Source organism: Curvibacter lanceolatus ATCC 14669, assembly GCF_000381265.1.
Lineage (GTDB): Bacteria > Pseudomonadota > Gammaproteobacteria > Burkholderiales > Burkholderiaceae_C > Curvibacter > Curvibacter lanceolatus.
The window spans coordinates 36,696-52,829 of the sequence record NZ_KB906273.1; the positions used below are offsets into that span (position 1 = coordinate 36,696).

The window sequence follows — 16,134 nt, forward strand, 5'->3', positions numbered from 1 at the left end:
TTCAGTTCACCCGGATGGACAGGTACTGCGAGTTGATGCGGTCGTAGACCCCGTCGCGCTCCAGGCGCTCCAGGGCCGCGTCCACCTGGGTTCTCAGCTCGGGTTTGAGTGGCGTGATCCCGAAGGAGGCCGCCCCGGTCAGTTCGGGCTCACGGCGCGGCTGCACACTCAGATCCAAGGCCTGCAGGCTCGGGTCTTTCATCAGACCGATCACGCTCATCATCGGGGCCAGCATGCCATCGGCCTTGCCCTGGCGCAGTTGCACGGCCAGATCGGCGTTGGACAGCACCTCCACCCGCTGCCATTGGCGCTGGGCGGCAAAGCGCGCTTGCGCCGAGCCCTGAACCACGGCCACCCGCACACCGGTCTGCTCGGGCAGCAGGCCCGGGCGGGCCACCCAGGCCGAGATCGAGGTGTAGTACGGCCGAGCCAGCAGGATCTGGGCCCGCCGCTCAGGCGTGGGCAGCAGGCTCATGGCCGCCACATCGATGCGGCCCTGCTTCAGATCGTCGATCGAGCTGGCAATGGTGGCCGAAACAAAGCGGCAGTGCCGACCCAGTTCCTTGCACAGGGCACGCGCCATGTCGATGCTGTAGCCGCTGTACTCACCCCGGGCATCGCGGAACGACATCGGGGGCGAGTTGTCGAGCACCCCCAGCACCAGTTCATCGGCCGCGTGGGCCACAGGGGCGCCCGCCAGTGCCAAGGCCAGCAGCCAGGCACGGCGGCTCAGACAGGGAAGCAACTTCAGTTCAGCCACTTGGCGGCCATGCGCTGGTAGTCACCCTGGGCCTGGATCAGGTGCAGCCACTGGTCCACATAGGCCTTGGTCAGGGTGTCGCCGCGCGGCAGCAGGTAGGCCATCTCGCCGTACTGCAGGGGCTTGTCGGGGTTCACGGCGCACAAGCCGGGGTGCAGCTTCTGCTGCACCAGGGTCTCGGCCGACTCGGTCACGAACACATCGGCGCGGCCGCTGAGCACCTCGTTGAAGATGGTCAGGTTCTCGGGGTGGATGGTGAGCTGGGCGGTCTTGAAGTTGGCGCGGGCAAAGCGTTCGTTGCTGCCGCCCGGGTTGGCCACCACCTTGACGCCCGGCTGATCGATGGCCGCCACGGTCTGGAAGCGCGCCACATCGGCGCAACGCACCAGCGGCGTCTTGCCGTTGACCATGTAGGGCGCGCTGAACCAGGCCCGCTTCTGGCGCTCCAGCGTGACCGAGATGCCGCCCACCGCGATGTCGCAGGCGCCCCCGGTGAAGTCGTCCATCATCTTGGCCCAGGTCGTCTTCACGAACTGCACCTTGACGCCCAGCGAGGTGGCCAGAGAGGTGGCCAGATCCACATCCAGACCCTCAAAGCTGCCATCGGGCAGGGCAAAGCTGAAAGGTTTGTAGTCACCCGGGGTACAGGCCTTGAGCACACCGGCCTTCACCACCTCATCCACCCCACCGGCTTGCGCGGCATCGCAGAAGACAACAGCCAGGGCGGCCAGAAGGGCTTTGTGAGGAAACTTTGGCATGACGACAATCCTTACAGAAATAAACAAATCACGGTGGGGCATGATAAATCGCCGCCTGTCGAATGCCTCCGCATCCGGTATCAGCCGCTCAGTCGTGCGTAGGTTGCGAGCAACGCGCTCTTGTTGACAACACCGAGCAGCCGGGGGTCTGCAGATGACTCGATCACCGGCAAGCGCTCCCCACGGTGCTCCATGAAGCGCTGCAGGGCCTCGGACAGGCCCATGCCGGCGGTCAGGGGCTGCAGTTCCGAGCTGATCAGATCGCCAGCGCGCAGGCGCTCCAGGTCGGGCAGGCGCTCGGCGGGGCTGAGGCGCTTCAGAGGCACCACGCCTTGAAAGTGCTGCTGGTCATCCACCACATACAGGTACTTCACCGGGTGGTGCATGAAGAGCCGGCTCATTTCATCCAGACCATCCTGCAGCCCCACCACGGTCTGCGCCGGCTCGATCAGCTCACGCACACCCAGGGCGCGCAGGCGCTGCTGCTCGGCCTGCCACCCCTGGCGGCGGCTGGTGATGTCGTACATGGCGCCGGCATGGGCCGAGCGGGCCACAAAATAGGCGATCACACTCGCCACCATCAGGGGCAGCATCACCTGGTAGCTCAGCGTCATCTCGAAGATCATCAGGATGGCCATCAGGGGCGCCTGCGTGGCCCCTGCCAGAAACGCGCCCATGCCCACCATGGCGTAGGCCAGCGGCGCCGAGGCGGCCTGCGGCCACAAAGCCTGCGCGCCCTGCCCGAACAGGGCGCCGACGATGCAGCCAAAAAAGATGGCGGGCGTGAACACGCCCCCCACCGCCCCCGAACCCACCGTGCACAAGGTGGCCACCACCTTGGCCACCAGCAGCACCAGCAACAAGGCCCAGGGCCAGTCGGAATGCAGCACCGAATTGACCACGCTGTAGCCATTGCCCCACACCTCGGGCAGGGGCACCGAGATCACCCCCACCACCAAGCCACCCAGCGCCAGCCGCAGCGGCAAAGGCAGCGGCAGGCGCCCGAACAGCGCACGCGACTGCCCCAGCAGGCGCAGGAAAAGCGCCGCGCCCGCCCCCAGCAGCAGGCCCATCAAGGCAAACAGCAGCACCTCGCCCCCGGCCACGGCCGGGAAGGGCGGCATGGCATAGGGCGGTTGGTAACCGGGCATCTGGCGCATCACGATGTTGGCCACCACGGCCGCCACCATGATCGGCCCCAGGCTCTCCATGGCCATCGAGCCCAGCACGATCTCGGCCACGAAGAACGTGCCCGCAATCGGGGCACTGTAGGCGGCTGTGATGCCGGCCGCCGCGCCGCAGGCCACCAGCAGCCGCAGGCGCGCCACCGGAAAGCGCAAGCCCTGCCCCAGCATCGAGGCACTCAGCGCCGCCAGCTGCACCATCGAGCCCTCGCGCCCGATCGAGCCGCCGCTGGCAATGCTCAGCAACGAGGAAGCGCTGCGCAGCAGACTGGACTTCAACGGAATGCGCCCGTCGCCCAGCACCGTGGCCTCCATGTAGTCGCTGTGGGCCTGCGGGTTGGCGGCGCGGCGTGCCAGCACCAGCAGCGCCCCGGCCAGCAGCCCGCCCAGCGTGGGCACCAGCACCCGCTCCCAGGCCGGCAAGCTGCGTGCCAGCGCCACCAGGCTGCCGCTCTGGCCCAGCAGGTGGTGATCCAGGCGCAGCAGGGCCCAGCGAAACGCCTCGGTGGCCAGGGCCCCCAGCACGCCGGCCACCACGGCCCAGCCCAACATCCACTGCCATTCGGCAATGCGAAAAAAACGCTGCAGCCCCGCCCGCACGGTGAGCCAGCGAAAGGCCAGATGCTTCATGGCGCCCGACGATAGCAGAGGCCCCGCACGGCCGAATCAGGTCGCACCCGGGTCGCCCACCGCCAGCCGCTCCAGCAACATGCCGCGCAGCGCCTGCGCCGCCACCGATAGTGCTTGCCCCTTGCGCCGCGCCAGCACCAGCGGCCGAGCCAGGGCCGGCTCGTTGAAAGGCAGCGCCACCAGGCTCGCATCGCGAAAGTGAAACAGCGTCAGCGCAGGCACCAGGCTCAGGCCCAGGCCGGCGCGCACCAGGGCCGCCAGCGTGGCCAGGTGCTCCACCTCCAGCACGCTGGTGCGCCAGGTGGGCACCGGGTTCAGGCGCTCGATCTGCTGGCGCACGCTGCTGCTGCGCGCCAGGTGGATCAGTTCTTCACCGGCCAGATCGTCCCAGCCCGCCCCAGCGGCAGCGCGCTCGGCCAGGCGGTGACCGGTCGGGCAGACCAGCCAGTAGGGCTCGGTGCACAACAGCTCGGTGTCGAACTCGCGCAGGTCGCCGCCCGCCGTCAGGGCAAAGTCCACCCGCCCCTCGCGCAGCAGCGCGGTGGCGCCCTGGGCCAGGGTGTCATGCAGGGTGAGCTGCACCTGGGGGTGGCGCTGGCGCCACTCGGCCACCAGCCCGGGCAGCCACACCGCCGCCATCGAGGGCAGGGCCGCCACCGCCACCCGCCCGGCCTGCAGGCCGGCCAGCGCCTGCAGCCGGCCCAGGGCCTGCTGCAGCTCCTGCTCCAGGCGCAGCACCTCTTGTGCCAGCAGCTCGCCCTCGGGCGTCAGGCTGACCTGGCGGGTGGAGCGCTCGAACAGGCGAGCGCCCACCGCGGCCTCCAGGCGGCGGATCTTCTGGCTGAAGGCGCTTTGCGATAAGTGACAGCGCTCCGCCGCGCGGGTGAAGTGGCGGGTCTGCACCAGGGCCCCAAAAGCCTCCAGGTCGGCCGACGACCAGCGGATCGGATTCAGTGGTTTCATGGATCAATCCATTCAATCAATCCATTTTACAAATGCACTCCAGCCCACCACACTGCGGCCCATGTCTTCACCCCTACCCCCTTTGCTGATCGGCTGCGGCGCCGGCTTTTCGGGCGACCGCTGGGACGCCGCCGTGCCCGTGGTGCGCACCCTGATCGCGCGCGGCGGCCCCGCCGTGCTGATGTTCGAAACCCTGGCCGAACGCACGCTGGCTTTGGCCCAGCTGCAGCGGCGCCAGAACCCGGCCGCCGGCTTCGAGCCCACGCTGGAGCGCTTCATCCGCCCGGTGCTGGCCGACTGCGTGCGCCACGGCATTCCCATCGTGGGCAACTTCGGCGCGGCCAACCCACGCGGGGCGGCGGCCTGCCTGCAGGCCCTGGCGGCCGAGCTGGGCCTGGGCGCGCTGCGCGTGGGCGTGGTCGAAGGCGACGACGTGCTGGCCCAGCTGAGCCCCGATCAACTGGCCCAGGTGCGCGGCCCGCGCACCGACGCCCCCGTCAGCGCCAACGCCTACCTGGGGGCCCAGGGCATCGCGGCCTGCCTGCGCGCCGGCGCCCAGGTGGTGGTGACCGGCCGCGTGGCCGACCCGGCCCTGGCCCTGGGCCCGCTGTTGGCCCACTTTGGCTGGGCCAACGATGACTGGGACCGGCTGGCCGCCGGCACCATTGCCGGCCACCTGCTGGAGTGCGGCGCCCAGGTGTGCGGGGGCTACTTTGCCGACCCGGGCCTGAAAGACGTGCCCGACCTGGCCCATGTGGGCTTTCCGGTGCTGGAGGTGCAGGCCGATGGCCGTTTTGTGGTGGGCAAGGCCGAGGCCACCGGCGGCTGCGTGGACGAGCGCACCGTCAAGGAGCAGCTGCTGTACGAAATCCACGACCCCGCCGCCTACCTCACGCCCGACGTGGTGGCCGACCTCAGCGAGGTCACGCTGCAGCCCCTGGGCCCGGACCAGGTGCAGGTGAGCGGTGTGCGCGGCCACGCCCGGCCCGACACCCTCAAGACCACCGCCTGCTTTGAAGGCGGCTGGCTGGCCGAGGGCGAGATCTCTTACGCCGGCCCCAATGCCGTGGCCCGCGCCCGGCTGGCCGCCCAGGTGGTGCGCAGCCGCCTGGCCGAACTGGCCCCGGGCCTGCAGCCGGTGCGCTGCGACCTGATCGGCGTGGCCAGCCTGTTTGCCGACGACGCCGGCACCTGGGCCGCAGGCCAGGACGGCCTGGAACCCGCCGGCCTGATGCAGGACGTGCAGGACGTACGACTGCGCGTGGCCGCGCGCGCCACCCAGCGCAGCGAGGCCGAACTGCTGACCCGCGAGGTGCTGGCCCTGTACACCTGCGGCCCGGCCGGCGGCGGCGGCGTGCGCAGCGCCATCACGCCACGCCTGGCCAGCGAGTCGTGGTTCGTGCCCCGGGCCTGGATCAAGGAACACTGGAGCCTGCTGTGACACAATCCGCCCCCATCGCGACCACCCCAGCCCCCCACGCCATGACACCCGACACCGCCACCGTGCCCCTGGCCCGACTGGCCCACGGGCGCACCGGCGACAAGGGCAACACCTCCAGCATCAGCGTGATCGCCTACGAGGCGCAGCACTGGCCCCTGCTGGTCGAACAGGTGACCGAGGCCCGCGTGGCCGCGCTGTTCGCCAGCCGCCGGCCCACGCGGGTGACGAGGTACCTGCTGCCCCGATTGCAGGCCATGAACTTCGTGTTGCATGACATCCTCGAGGGCGGCGTGAACGACGCACTGAACCTGGACGCCCACGGCAAAAGCCTGTCGGGCCTGCTGCTGACCCTAGCAGTGCAGGCCCCCAGGGCCTGAGCCACCGCCCCCCAACAAAGACAAGGAGACTTTGCATGAACACACCTCGCCGCACCCTGCTGCACACCACACTGGCCGCCGCTGTCGCCGTCCTGGCCGGCCCCGTGCTGGCCCAGAGCTTCCCCGACAAGGCCATCACCTTCGTGGTGCCCTTCACCGCCGGCAGCGCCACCGACCAGCTGGCCCGTGCCCTGGCCAATGCCATCACGGCTGACACCAAGACCCCGGTGGTGGTGGACAACCGCCCCGGCGCCAACGCCTTCATCGGCGCGCAGCTGGTGGCCAAGGCCAAGCCCGACGGCTACACCGTGCTGATCGCCACCAACACCACCCACGCGGCCAACGAGCACCTGTACAAGAAGCTGCCCTACGACCCGGTGAAAGACTTCGAACCCATCACCGCCCTGGGCCGTGGCGGCCAGTTGATGGTGGTGCGCCCCGACTACCCGGCGCGCAGCGTGGGCGAGTTCATCAAGCTGGCCAAGGCCCAGCCCGGCAAGCTGTCGTTTGGCGCGGGCAGCTCGTCGAGCCGCATCGCGGGCGAGATGTTCAAGCAGCTCACCGGCACCTACATCCTGGCCATCCCGTACCGCAGCAACCCGCCGGCCGTGACCGACCTGCTGGGCGGCCAGATCGACGTGATGTTCACCGACATGGCCACCGGCCTGCCCCAGGTGAAGGCCGGCAAGCTGCGCGCCCTGGGCGTGACGCCGCGCCAGCGCAGCGCCCTGGCCCCCGAGGTGCCCACCATCGAAGAAGCCGGTGTGAAAGGCTACGAAGCCACCTACTGGTTTGCCGCCTACGCCCCGGCCGGCACCCCCGCCCCGGTGGTGGCCAAGCTCAATGAACTGCTGCACAAGGCCGCCCACAGCAGCGCCCAGGCCGCCTTCTACCAGCCCACCGGCACCGAGACCTACCTGAACACGCCCGAGGAGCAGCGCAAGTTCCAGGCGGTCGAATCGCAGAAGTGGGGCCGCATCATCAAGGCGGCGGGCATCGAGCCCGAGTGATGGGGCCCGAGTGAGTTGATCAGCCCGGGTCAGCGGTGCGCACCGCAGGCCGGGCGTCCTGACGCAGGGCCTTCAGCTCGGCCTGCATCGCATGCAGGTCGGCGCGCAGGTGGCGGATCTCCTTGAGCACGGCGTCGTCCATCTCGCGCTCGTCCACCTCGACCAGCATGGCCGCCACCGAGGCCGTGACCAGCGACAACACCGCCAAGCCCAACAACACCACGGCCACGGCAAAGGCCTTGGACCAATGCGTGGTCGGCACGATGTCGCCATAGCCCACCGTGGCCGCGGTGGTGAAGGCCAGCCACAGGCCGTCCCAGAAGGTATGCACCCCGGGCTCGACGATCCAGAAGCCCAGCCCGCCCAGGGTCATCATCAAAAAGGCCAGCAGCAGCGAGTACAGCAAGCCCCTGCGACTGATGAAACGAATGTGACGGCGCCTGCGTGTGACCATGCCGGCATTGTGTGCGCCGAGGCGAGGCATTCGCCTTGACCCTCGTCAAGCCGACGGGCTCAATTCGCCATCGGGCCGCACGGGCCGCAGGGCGGAGGACAATGGCGCCATGCCTGAAGACTCCATGCCCCGCAGCCCCGCCGCCGACAACGCCCTGCACCCCTACGCCCGCCTGATGCCCGACACCGTGCTGGATGCCCTGGCCGGCATCGGCCTGTATGGCGACGGCCGCCTGATGGCCCTGTCCTCGTACGAGAACCGCGTCTACCAGGTGCAGCTCGAAGACCCGGTGCAGGGCCACCGCGTGGTGGTGGTGAAGTTCTACCGCCCGGGCCGCTGGAGCGAGGCCCAGATCCTCGAAGAACACGCCTTCTCGGCCGACCTGCAGGCCGCCGAGGTGCCCGCCGTGGGCCCGCTGACGCTGCAAGGCCGCACCCTGCACCAGCACGAGGGCTTTGCGTTTTCGGTCTCGCCCCGGCGCGGCGGCCGCCAGCCCGAGCTGGACGACGGCGAGGTGCTGGAGTGGACCGGCCGCTTTCTGGCCCGGCTGCACCAGGTGGGCGCCCAGCGCCCCTTCCAGGTTCGGCCAGCGCTGAACCTGCACACCTTCGGCCGCGCTGCGGTGGACGGCCTGCTGCAGGGCCGGGTGCTGCCGGCCGATGCCGAAGGCCCCTGGCGCCAGGCCTGCGAGCAGGTGCTGGCGCGCATCGCCGCCCACCCCCTGGTGCTGCCGGACGGGCGCTTTGACGGCCAGCAGATCGAACTGATCCGCCTGCACGGCGACTGCCACCCGGGCAACATCCTCTGGACCCCCACCGAGGTGGAAGGCGGTGGCCCCCACTTTGTGGACCTGGACGACGCCCGCACCGGCCCGGCCGTGCAAGACCTGTGGATGCTGCTGTCGGGCGACCGGGCGCAGCAGAACCGCCAGCTCGGCAGCCTGATCGACGGCTACGAACAGGTGTGCGAATTCGACCGCCGCCAGCTCAGCCTGATCGAGCCCCTGCGCACGCTGCGCCTGATCCACTACAGCGCCTGGCTGGCCAGCCGCTGGGACGACCCCACCTTTCCGATCAACTTCCCGTGGTTCGGCAGCAGCGACTACTGGCATGGCCAGACCCACCTGTTGCACGACCAGCTCGAGGCCCTGGACGCCGACCCGCTGGTGGCTTGATGTCAACCCAACCCAACTGTCTGTTAAATTAACAAGCGGTTACATTCAGACCCATCAGTTCAATCCGATCGGGGCGCGACGGGCCTTGTGCCTGACGCACCAGCGCCCTGCTTGTAACGATTTGCACACAAGCCCTGATGCACGTCAATTGCCGCGACCGAATCCGACCAAAAATGATCACAAATGAGGCCACGCTGGCCTGAGTCAAACGCCAGCTCGGCCCAGCAAAACCCACCGCCATGGACCCAGCCCTGCCCACACCCGCCGACGACAAGCGCAACACCATCCTGGTGGTGGATGACACCAGCGCCAATCTGGCCGTGATGGGCGAGCTGCTGAGCCCCTTGTACCGCGTGCGCGTGGCCAACTCGGGTCAGCGGGCCCTGGCCGCGGTGCACACGCCGCCCCGCCCCGACCTGATCCTGCTGGACATCATGATGCCGGGGCTGGACGGCTACAGCGTGCTGGAGCGCCTGCAGGCCGACCCGGCCACGCGCGACATCCCGGTGATCTTCGTCACCGCCATGTCGGGCGATGACGACGAAGAACGCGGCTTGAGCCAGGGCGCCGTCGACTACGTGGCCAAGCCGATCCGCGCCGCCATCCTGCTGGCACGCGTGCGCACCCACCTTGAACTCAAGCAGGCCCGCGACAGCCTGCGCCAGCAAAACGAGAACCTGGAACACCTGGTGCAGCAGCGCACCGAGGAAAACGAGCTGATCAAGGACGTGAGCCTGAACGCCCTGGCCCTGCTGGCCGAGAAGCGCGACAACGAAACCGGCAACCACCTGCACCGCACCCAGGCCTATGTGGAGTTGCTGATCGAGCACCTGCGCGAGCACCCACGCTTTGCCCAGGCCCTGCGCCCGCCCTACGACAGCCTGATCGCCAAGGCCGCACCGCTGCACGACATCGGCAAGGTGGGCATCGCGGACCAGATCCTGCTCAAGCCCGGGCGGCTGACGGCAGAAGAGTTCGAGGTGATGAAGACGCACAGCCAGATCGGCGCCGACGCGCTGCACGAGGCCATCCTGCGCGTGCAGGCGGGCCACGTCCAAGGCCTGGCACCGGGCCCCGGCCCGGCGCTGGAGTTTTTGCAGATCGCCCAGCAGATCGCCTTGAGCCACCACGAGAAATGGGACGGCAGCGGCTACCCCAGCGGCCTGGCGGGCGACGACATCCCGGTGGCCGCGCGCCTGATGGCCCTGGCCGATGTGTTTGATGCGCTGAGCTGCAAGCGCCACTACAAGGAGCCCTTCCCCATCGACACGGTGGTGCGCATCATCACCGAAGGCCGGGGCCGGCATTTCGACCCCGATGTGGTGGACGCCTTCCTGGCCCTGCAGCCCCGCTTTGTCGAGGTGGCCATGCGCTACGCCGACATCCCCCCACGACACGCCCTGGGCTGACGCGCCTTCGTGGCCCCACTGCAAAGACAGGCACTTCACCATGGCCCCCACACCCGCCTTGCTGCTGCTGAAGAAGCGGGCCAGCCTGCTGCTGCTGTTCTTTGTGCCCATGGTGCTGGCCGCCTGCGTGGTCGTGGCCGTCAACCTGCTGGCCCTGCAACGCCTCGTTGAACAGCAGGACCGGCGTCAGGCCGAGGTGCTGGCCGTGACCACGGCCATGACCCACAGCACCCTGCTGGGCCACCAGATGCTGGGCCTGCACCAGCGCCTGAGCCAATTGCTGGAGCAGGCGCAAAGCGGCCAGCTGACGGCGGAGCAGGCCCGGCAGGCCAACACACGGCTGATCGACGAACTGGCCGGGCAAGACCGGCAGCGCGACCAGATGACCCAGGCCCTGGCCATCCTGGGCAATGGCCTGAGCCCGCTCACGGCAGAAACCCTGGAGGCCTACGAGCAGTACCGCGCCTACATGATGATGGCCACCGAACTGCTGTCGGCCTCGCCGCGCCTGGGCCAGGTCCGCGCCGCGGAAGCCCTGGAGCACTACCTGCACTACGTGGGGCACGCCATACAGCTGAACGGTCAGCTGACCGAAGAAACCGAAAGCCGCCTGGCCGCCATGGCCGGCCAGCGCCACGACTTCGTCTACACCGCCGCCAGCCTCGCCGCCGTCAGCCTGCTGCTGATGTGCCTGCTGTGGCTGCTGATCTCGTGGTGGCTGACGCGCCCGCTCGACCTGCTGGCCGGTGCCCTGGGCCAGCTTAGCCAGGCGGCCCGCTCGGCCCCCTCGCCCGCAGGCGAGGCGGCCATGCCGCTGGACCTGGGCACCCTGTCGCAGGTCGAGGGCCTGACCCGCACCCGCAACAGCATGGTGCGCGACCTGGCCCAGGCCGTGGTCAACTTTGTGCGCACCCTGGAGGCGCGCCAGCAGACCCAGCTGGCGCTGGACGCCGAACGCCACCGCCTGAAGAGCCTGGTGCGCGGCATGCCCGACCTGGTGTGGCTGAAAAACGCCGAGGGCGTATTTCTGCAATGCAACCGCCGCTTCGAAGACCTGATGGGTCACCCCGAGGCGGAACTGGTGGGCAGGACCGACTACGACTTCGTGACGCGTGATCTGGCCGACCTGTTCCGCCAGAACGACCTGCAGGCCGTGCTGGCAGGCCACCCCGTGAGCAACGAGGAATGGTTGACCTTTGCCAGCGACCAGCACCGCGAGCTGGTTCAAACCGTCAAGACCCCGCTGTACGACCAGGAAGGCGCCCTGCTGGGCGTGTTGGGCGTAGCACGCGACATCACCGCCGCACGCTCGGCCGAGCACGCCTTGCGCGACAGCGAAGCCACCCTGCGCCGCACCCAGCAGCTGGCGCGCATCGGCAGCTGGACGCTGCACATGCGTGACGGCAGCCTCCGCTGGTCTGACGAAACCTACGAGCTGTTCTGGGTGGAAAAAGGCACGCCCGTCACCCTGGCCGGCTTCATGGAGATGGTGCACCCGGACGACCGCGAATCCGTGCGCCAGGCCTGGCGTGCCGCCCTCAAGGGCAAGCGCTACGACATCGAGCACCGGGTGGTGATGCAGGGCGTCACGCGCTGGATCCGCGAACGCGCCGAGATGAACCGCGACGAGTCCGGTCGTGTGATCTGGGCCGACGGCATGGCCCAGGACATGACCGTGGTGCGCCAGGCCGGCGAAGCCCTGCGCCAACGCGAGCAGATGTACGCTGCGGTGATGAGCCAGTCGGACAACGGCATCGTGCTGATCGAGCTGGAGACCCTGGCCTTTGTGGAGTTCAACGAGGCGGCCTGCACCCTGCTGGGCTACACCCGCGAAGAGTTGGGGCGCCTGTCGATCTACGACGTGACGCCGCCGCAAGGGCGCGAGCAGCTGCAGCAGCGCATCCGCACCGTGCAGGCAGAGGGAGGCGCACACGACGAAGTCCAGCGCTGCCGCAAGGACGGCAGCCTGCTCGACCTGGCCATCAGCGCGCGCATCATCGACATCCAGGGCAGCCGCTACATCTCGGCCATCTGGACCGACATCACCCGCCAGAAGGAAGACCAGCGCGCACTGCTGCGCTTCCAGAACCAGTTGCAGGACATGGTGGCCGAGCGCACCGCCGAACTGGCCGCCGCCAAGGAGGCCGCCGAAGCCGCCAACCAGACCAAGAGCGCCTTCCTGGCCAACATGAGCCACGAGATCCGCACCCCGATGAACGCCATCATCGGCATCACCCATCTGATCCAGCGCGACAACGTGAGCCCGCAGCAGCGCAGCCGGCTCGACAAGGTGAACGACGCCGCCCACCACCTGCTGGGCATCATCAACGACATCCTCGACTTCTCGAAGATCGAGGCCGGCCGCATGTCGCTGGACCCGACCGACTTCGAAGTGGCCGATGTGCTCAAAAACGTGTGCAACCTGCTGGGCGACAGCGCCGCCGACAAAGGCCTGGCATTGGAAACCGACATCGCCACCCTGCCCACCCAGTTGCACGGCGACGGCCTGCGCCTGGGCCAGGTGTTGCTGAACTTCACCAGCAACGCGATCAAGTTCACCCAGCAGGGCCGCGTGCTGCTGCAGGGCCGCGTGCTGCGCCAGGACGGCCCGCGGCAGTGGGTGCGCTTCGAGGTGCGCGACACCGGCATCGGCCTCAGCCCCGAACAGCAGCAGCGCCTGTTCCAGCCTTTTGCTCAGGCGGATGTCTCCACCACCCGCCGCTTTGGCGGCACCGGCCTGGGCCTGGTGATCACACGCCGCCTGGCCGACATGATGGGCGGCGAGGTGGGCGTGGAAAGCGCCCTGGGACAGGGCAGCACCTTCTGGATCGAGGCACCTTTTGGCCAGGCACAACACAGCGGCCAGCGCGAAGCCCCGGGGCGCGCCGCCACCGCCCTGACCAGCACGCCCGCCCCCACCTTGGCACCGGCGTCGGCCCAGGGGCCCGGCCGCAGCGAGGTGGAGCAGGCGCTGGCCCGGTACAGCCAAGCCCGCCTGTTGCTGGCCGAAGACAATGCCCTGAACCAGGAAGTGGCGCTGGACCTACTGACCCATGCCGGCCTGCAGGTGGACCTGGCCCAGGACGGCCTGGAAGCCCTGGAGCGCGCTCGCGACACCGCCTACGACCTGATCCTGATGGACCTGCAGATGCCGCGCCTGGATGGCCTGCAGGCCACCCGCGCCATCCGCCAGTTGCCCGGCTATGCCAGCACGCCCATCCTGGCCATGACCGCCAACGCGTTCGAGGAAGACCGGCAGGCCTGCCACGCCGCGGGCATGAACGACCACATCGCCAAACCGGTCGACCCCGAAGGCCTGTACCGCACCCTGCTGCAATGGCTGCCGCCCCTGCCCGCGGCCAGCCCTCAGTTGCCGCAGCCGCCGCAACCCCCTGCCGACGCCCTGCCGGCCGAACCACCCGCCGGGCTGCCCCCGGCCCTGCTCGCCGTACCCGGCCTGGCACTGGACCAGGCCCTGCGCAATGTGTTGGGCCGCCCCCAGCGGCTGATGGCGCTGCTGCACCGCTTTGGCCTGGAGCACGGTGCCGATGCCCAATCGGTGCAGACCCTGCTGCAGGCCGGCGACACCGAGGGCGCCCACCGCATGGCCCACACCCTGAAGGGCCTGGCCGGCACCCTGGGCCTGAGCACCCTGCAGCACACCGCCGCGGCCCTGGAGCAAAGGATCAAACAGGCAGACTGCCCTACCGAACCGGCTGAACTTCACCAGCTTGTGGGCCAGCTCAACACCCTGACGCCCTGGCTGCGGGCCCTGGCCGCCCCGGCCGGCACGCCGATCGCCTCCAGCCCGGCGGTGGAACCGGCCAGCCTGGTCGCCCCCTTGCAGGCCTTGCGCGAACTGTTGCGCACCGACGATGTGCGCGCCACCACGGCCTATGCGGCGCTGGCGGACCCACTGCGCACGCGCTACCCCGAGGCCGCCGGGCAAATGGATCGGCAACTGGCCGATTACGCCCTGGACCAGGCCCTGAGCACGCTCGACGCCTTGCTGGCCCAGGAGCCCGCCCTGCGCGGGACCTGACCGGCCCCCGCCTCAGTGGATGGCGCCGCGCAGCACCAGCTCGACCATGTCGATCTCGCGCATCAGCACGCGGTAGGTCTCGTCGTTGATCTGGTGCCGCTCGCGCAGGCCGGCCAGTTCTTCGCGCTCGACCTGCAGCGCCATCAGGCGCAGGCGCTGTTCGAGGGCCAGCACCCCTTGCGACACCAGGCGCGACTCCTCATCGCCCACCGCTTCATTGAGTCGGTGGTGGTACAGGTGCTGCACGCGCTGGCGCACCTCGTCGGCAGCCTCGCGGGCCGGGCCTTGGGCCGCCTCGGCCACGGCATCCACCTCGGCATCGACCTCGGGTGAACGCAGGGCCAGCAAAGCGGCCCGTGAGGCCCGCTTGCGCGCCCAGCGCAGCTCGCGGTGGCGCCGCAGGCTGCCCGGCCCACTGGCCGTGCCCAGGCGCTTGAGCAACCACGGCAGGCCGATGCTGCCCCCCAGCAGCGACACCACGATGATCGTCGTCGCCTGAAAAATCAGCAGCTCCCGCGCCGGAAACGGCGTGCCATCGTTGAGCAGCGTCGGCAACCCCAGCACCGCCGCCAAGGTGATGCCGCCACGGATGCCGCCCAGCGAGGCCACCCCCACCCAGCTCAAGGGCACCGGCCGCACCGTGCCGCGGCGCCAGCGCCGGGGCAACCAGGCCGGCAGGGCCGCCCCCACCGCCAGGCTCACAAAGCGCACCGCCAGCAAAGCCAGGGCAATGCCCGCCGTGCTCCCCAGCAAGGGGCCCAGCGCATGCCCGTGGTGCACCGGGGCGCCGGCCTCTTTCAAGTCTTGCAGCGGCTCTTGCAGGTTCTGCAGCAGCTCGGGCAGTTGCTGGCCCAGCAGCACGAACACCAGGCCCGTGAAGGCAAAGCGGATCACCTCCCAGGTGCCCTGGGCCTGCACATGGAAGGCATTGAAGCGCGTGCTGCGCACATCGAACTGGCTGGCCGCCATGCCCGCCGCCACCGCGGCCAGCACGCCCGACAGGCCGAAGTGCTCGGCCAGCAAATAAGGCCCGAAAGGCATCAGCAAGATCACCAGCACCGGCGGGGCCGACTCGGCCCCCTCGCGCCAGAACAGAAAGCGGTCGTGCAGCGCCGCAAACACCCGCGCAAACACCAGGCCCACCAGCACCCCGCCGCCCGACATCCACACCATGTCGAGCAAGGCCCGGCCCAGCGAGAACTGCTGGGTGAGCGTGGCCGCCACCGCGAACTTGACCGCCACCAGGGCCGAGGCGTCGTTCATCAGCGACTCACCCTCAAGAATGGTCTGGAGCCGGGGCGGCATGGGCAGCCGGTGCGCCACCGCCGACACCGCCAGCGCATCGGTGGGCGACAACACGGCCGCCAGCACAAAGGCCACCGACAGCGGCATGGCCGGCAGCAGCCAGTGGATCACATGCCCCACACCCAGCACCGTGACCAGCACCAGGCCCACCGCCAGCAGCAGAATCGGCCACATGTTGGCGCCGAACTCGCGCTTGGGCATCTGCCAGCCATCGGCAAACAACATCGGTGGCACCAGCAGCAACATGAAAGTGGCCGGGTCCAGCTCGACCCGCAGGCCCGAGGCCGGCCAGGCGACCAGCGCCCCCATCAACAGCTGCAGCAAAGGCTGCGGCACCCGCGGCCAGAAGCGTGCCATCACGCCCGAACAGGCCACCAGCAGCAACAAGGCCAAAAGAGAAAGAACACTCTGCATCAACAACCCAGACAAAGCACCGACGGCCGGCGAGCGAAGGCCCCGACTGTAGACGCCCGCGGCGCCCCCAGCGCGTGAAGCCCAGGCAAAGCGGGGGCAAAAATGTTAACAGGCAAGCGGCAACACAAGCCCTTTCACCCAACAACCCAGGCCGCAGAACAAGACAACACCCCCATGCTGCTGCCAAAATGGCCCCGGGAGGTTGATGCAACC

Annotated in this window: 12 protein-coding genes; 6 read left to right on the forward strand and 6 right to left on the reverse strand. The window is 69.2% G+C overall.

From position 1 onward, the window contains the following. Position 1: 1 nt before the first annotated feature. The 4 genes from F624_RS0125435 to F624_RS0125450 all read right to left on the reverse strand — a co-directional run bounded on the left by F624_RS0125435 (position 2) and on the right by F624_RS0125450 (position 4,295). Complete coding sequence (locus F624_RS0125435; protein ID WP_043426714.1) at positions 2 to 745, reverse strand: substrate-binding periplasmic protein; 744 nt, start codon at positions 743 to 745, stop codon at positions 2 to 4. A 2-nt stretch (positions 746 to 747) separates the two neighbouring features. Continuing rightward, positions 748 to 1,518 carry a transporter substrate-binding domain-containing protein gene (locus F624_RS0125440; protein ID WP_019577205.1) on the reverse strand — a complete coding sequence of 257 codons (771 nt, stop codon included), beginning with the start codon at positions 1,516 to 1,518 and terminating at the stop codon, positions 748 to 750. An 80-nt stretch (positions 1,519 to 1,598) separates the two neighbouring features. Next, positions 1,599 to 3,332, reverse strand: a complete 1,734-nt coding sequence (locus tag F624_RS0125445; RefSeq protein ID WP_019577206.1) for a ClcB-like voltage-gated chloride channel protein — start codon at positions 3,330 to 3,332, stop codon at positions 1,599 to 1,601. 36 nt (positions 3,333 to 3,368) lie between these two features. Beyond that, positions 3,369 to 4,295 (reverse strand): LysR family transcriptional regulator, encoded by a 927-nt coding sequence (locus tag F624_RS0125450; RefSeq protein WP_019577207.1) that lies wholly within the window; start codon positions 4,293 to 4,295, stop codon positions 3,369 to 3,371. A 61-nt stretch (positions 4,296 to 4,356) separates the two neighbouring features. Here F624_RS0125450 and F624_RS0125455 point away from each other — a divergent pair, with 61 nt between their 5' ends. Genes F624_RS0125455 through F624_RS0125465 form a run of 3 tightly spaced genes read left to right on the forward strand, consistent with a single transcriptional unit; the run spans position 4,357 to position 7,123 of the window. Then, the gene (locus F624_RS0125455) at positions 4,357 to 5,736 is read left to right on the forward strand and encodes an acyclic terpene utilization AtuA family protein (protein ID WP_031256262.1); all 1,380 of its coding nucleotides are present in this window, start codon (positions 4,357 to 4,359) and stop codon (positions 5,734 to 5,736) included. A 41-nt stretch (positions 5,737 to 5,777) separates the two neighbouring features. Then, positions 5,778 to 6,113, forward strand: a complete 336-nt coding sequence (locus F624_RS0125460; protein ID WP_019577209.1) for an AtuA-related protein — start codon at positions 5,778 to 5,780, stop codon at positions 6,111 to 6,113. A 35-nt stretch (positions 6,114 to 6,148) separates the two neighbouring features. Then, complete coding sequence (locus F624_RS0125465) at positions 6,149 to 7,123, forward strand: Bug family tripartite tricarboxylate transporter substrate binding protein (RefSeq protein WP_019577210.1); 975 nt, start codon at positions 6,149 to 6,151, stop codon at positions 7,121 to 7,123. A 19-nt stretch (positions 7,124 to 7,142) separates the two neighbouring features. Here F624_RS0125465 and F624_RS0125470 read toward each other — a convergent pair whose 3' ends face one another. Beyond that, positions 7,143 to 7,529: a potassium channel family protein gene (locus F624_RS0125470; protein WP_019577211.1), complete on the reverse strand. Its 387-nt coding sequence runs from the start codon at positions 7,527 to 7,529 to the stop codon at positions 7,143 to 7,145. Between the two features lie 157 nt (positions 7,530 to 7,686). On the opposite strand from F624_RS0125470, the gene F624_RS0125475 reads away from it, so the two are divergent. The 3 genes from F624_RS0125475 (at position 7,687) to F624_RS36300 (ending at position 14,202) form a co-directional block, all read left to right on the forward strand. Continuing rightward, positions 7,687 to 8,751, forward strand: a complete 1,065-nt coding sequence (locus F624_RS0125475; RefSeq protein ID WP_019577212.1) for a serine/threonine protein kinase — start codon at positions 7,687 to 7,689, stop codon at positions 8,749 to 8,751. A 239-nt stretch (positions 8,752 to 8,990) separates the two neighbouring features. Further along, the gene (locus F624_RS0125480; RefSeq protein WP_019577213.1) at positions 8,991 to 10,160 is read left to right on the forward strand and encodes a response regulator; all 1,170 of its coding nucleotides are present in this window, start codon (positions 8,991 to 8,993) and stop codon (positions 10,158 to 10,160) included. A 40-nt stretch (positions 10,161 to 10,200) separates the two neighbouring features. Beyond that, positions 10,201 to 14,202, forward strand: coding sequence for a PAS domain S-box protein (locus tag F624_RS36300; protein ID WP_019577214.1), 4,002 nt, complete (start codon positions 10,201 to 10,203; stop codon positions 14,200 to 14,202). Between the two features lie 12 nt (positions 14,203 to 14,214). Here the strand turns inward: F624_RS36300 and F624_RS0125490 are convergent, their stop codons facing one another. Then, a complete protein-coding gene (locus F624_RS0125490) occupies positions 14,215 to 15,921 on the reverse strand; it encodes a Na+/H+ antiporter (RefSeq protein WP_031256268.1) in 1,707 nt (568 codons plus the stop codon). Between the last annotated feature and the right edge of the window lie 213 nt (positions 15,922 to 16,134).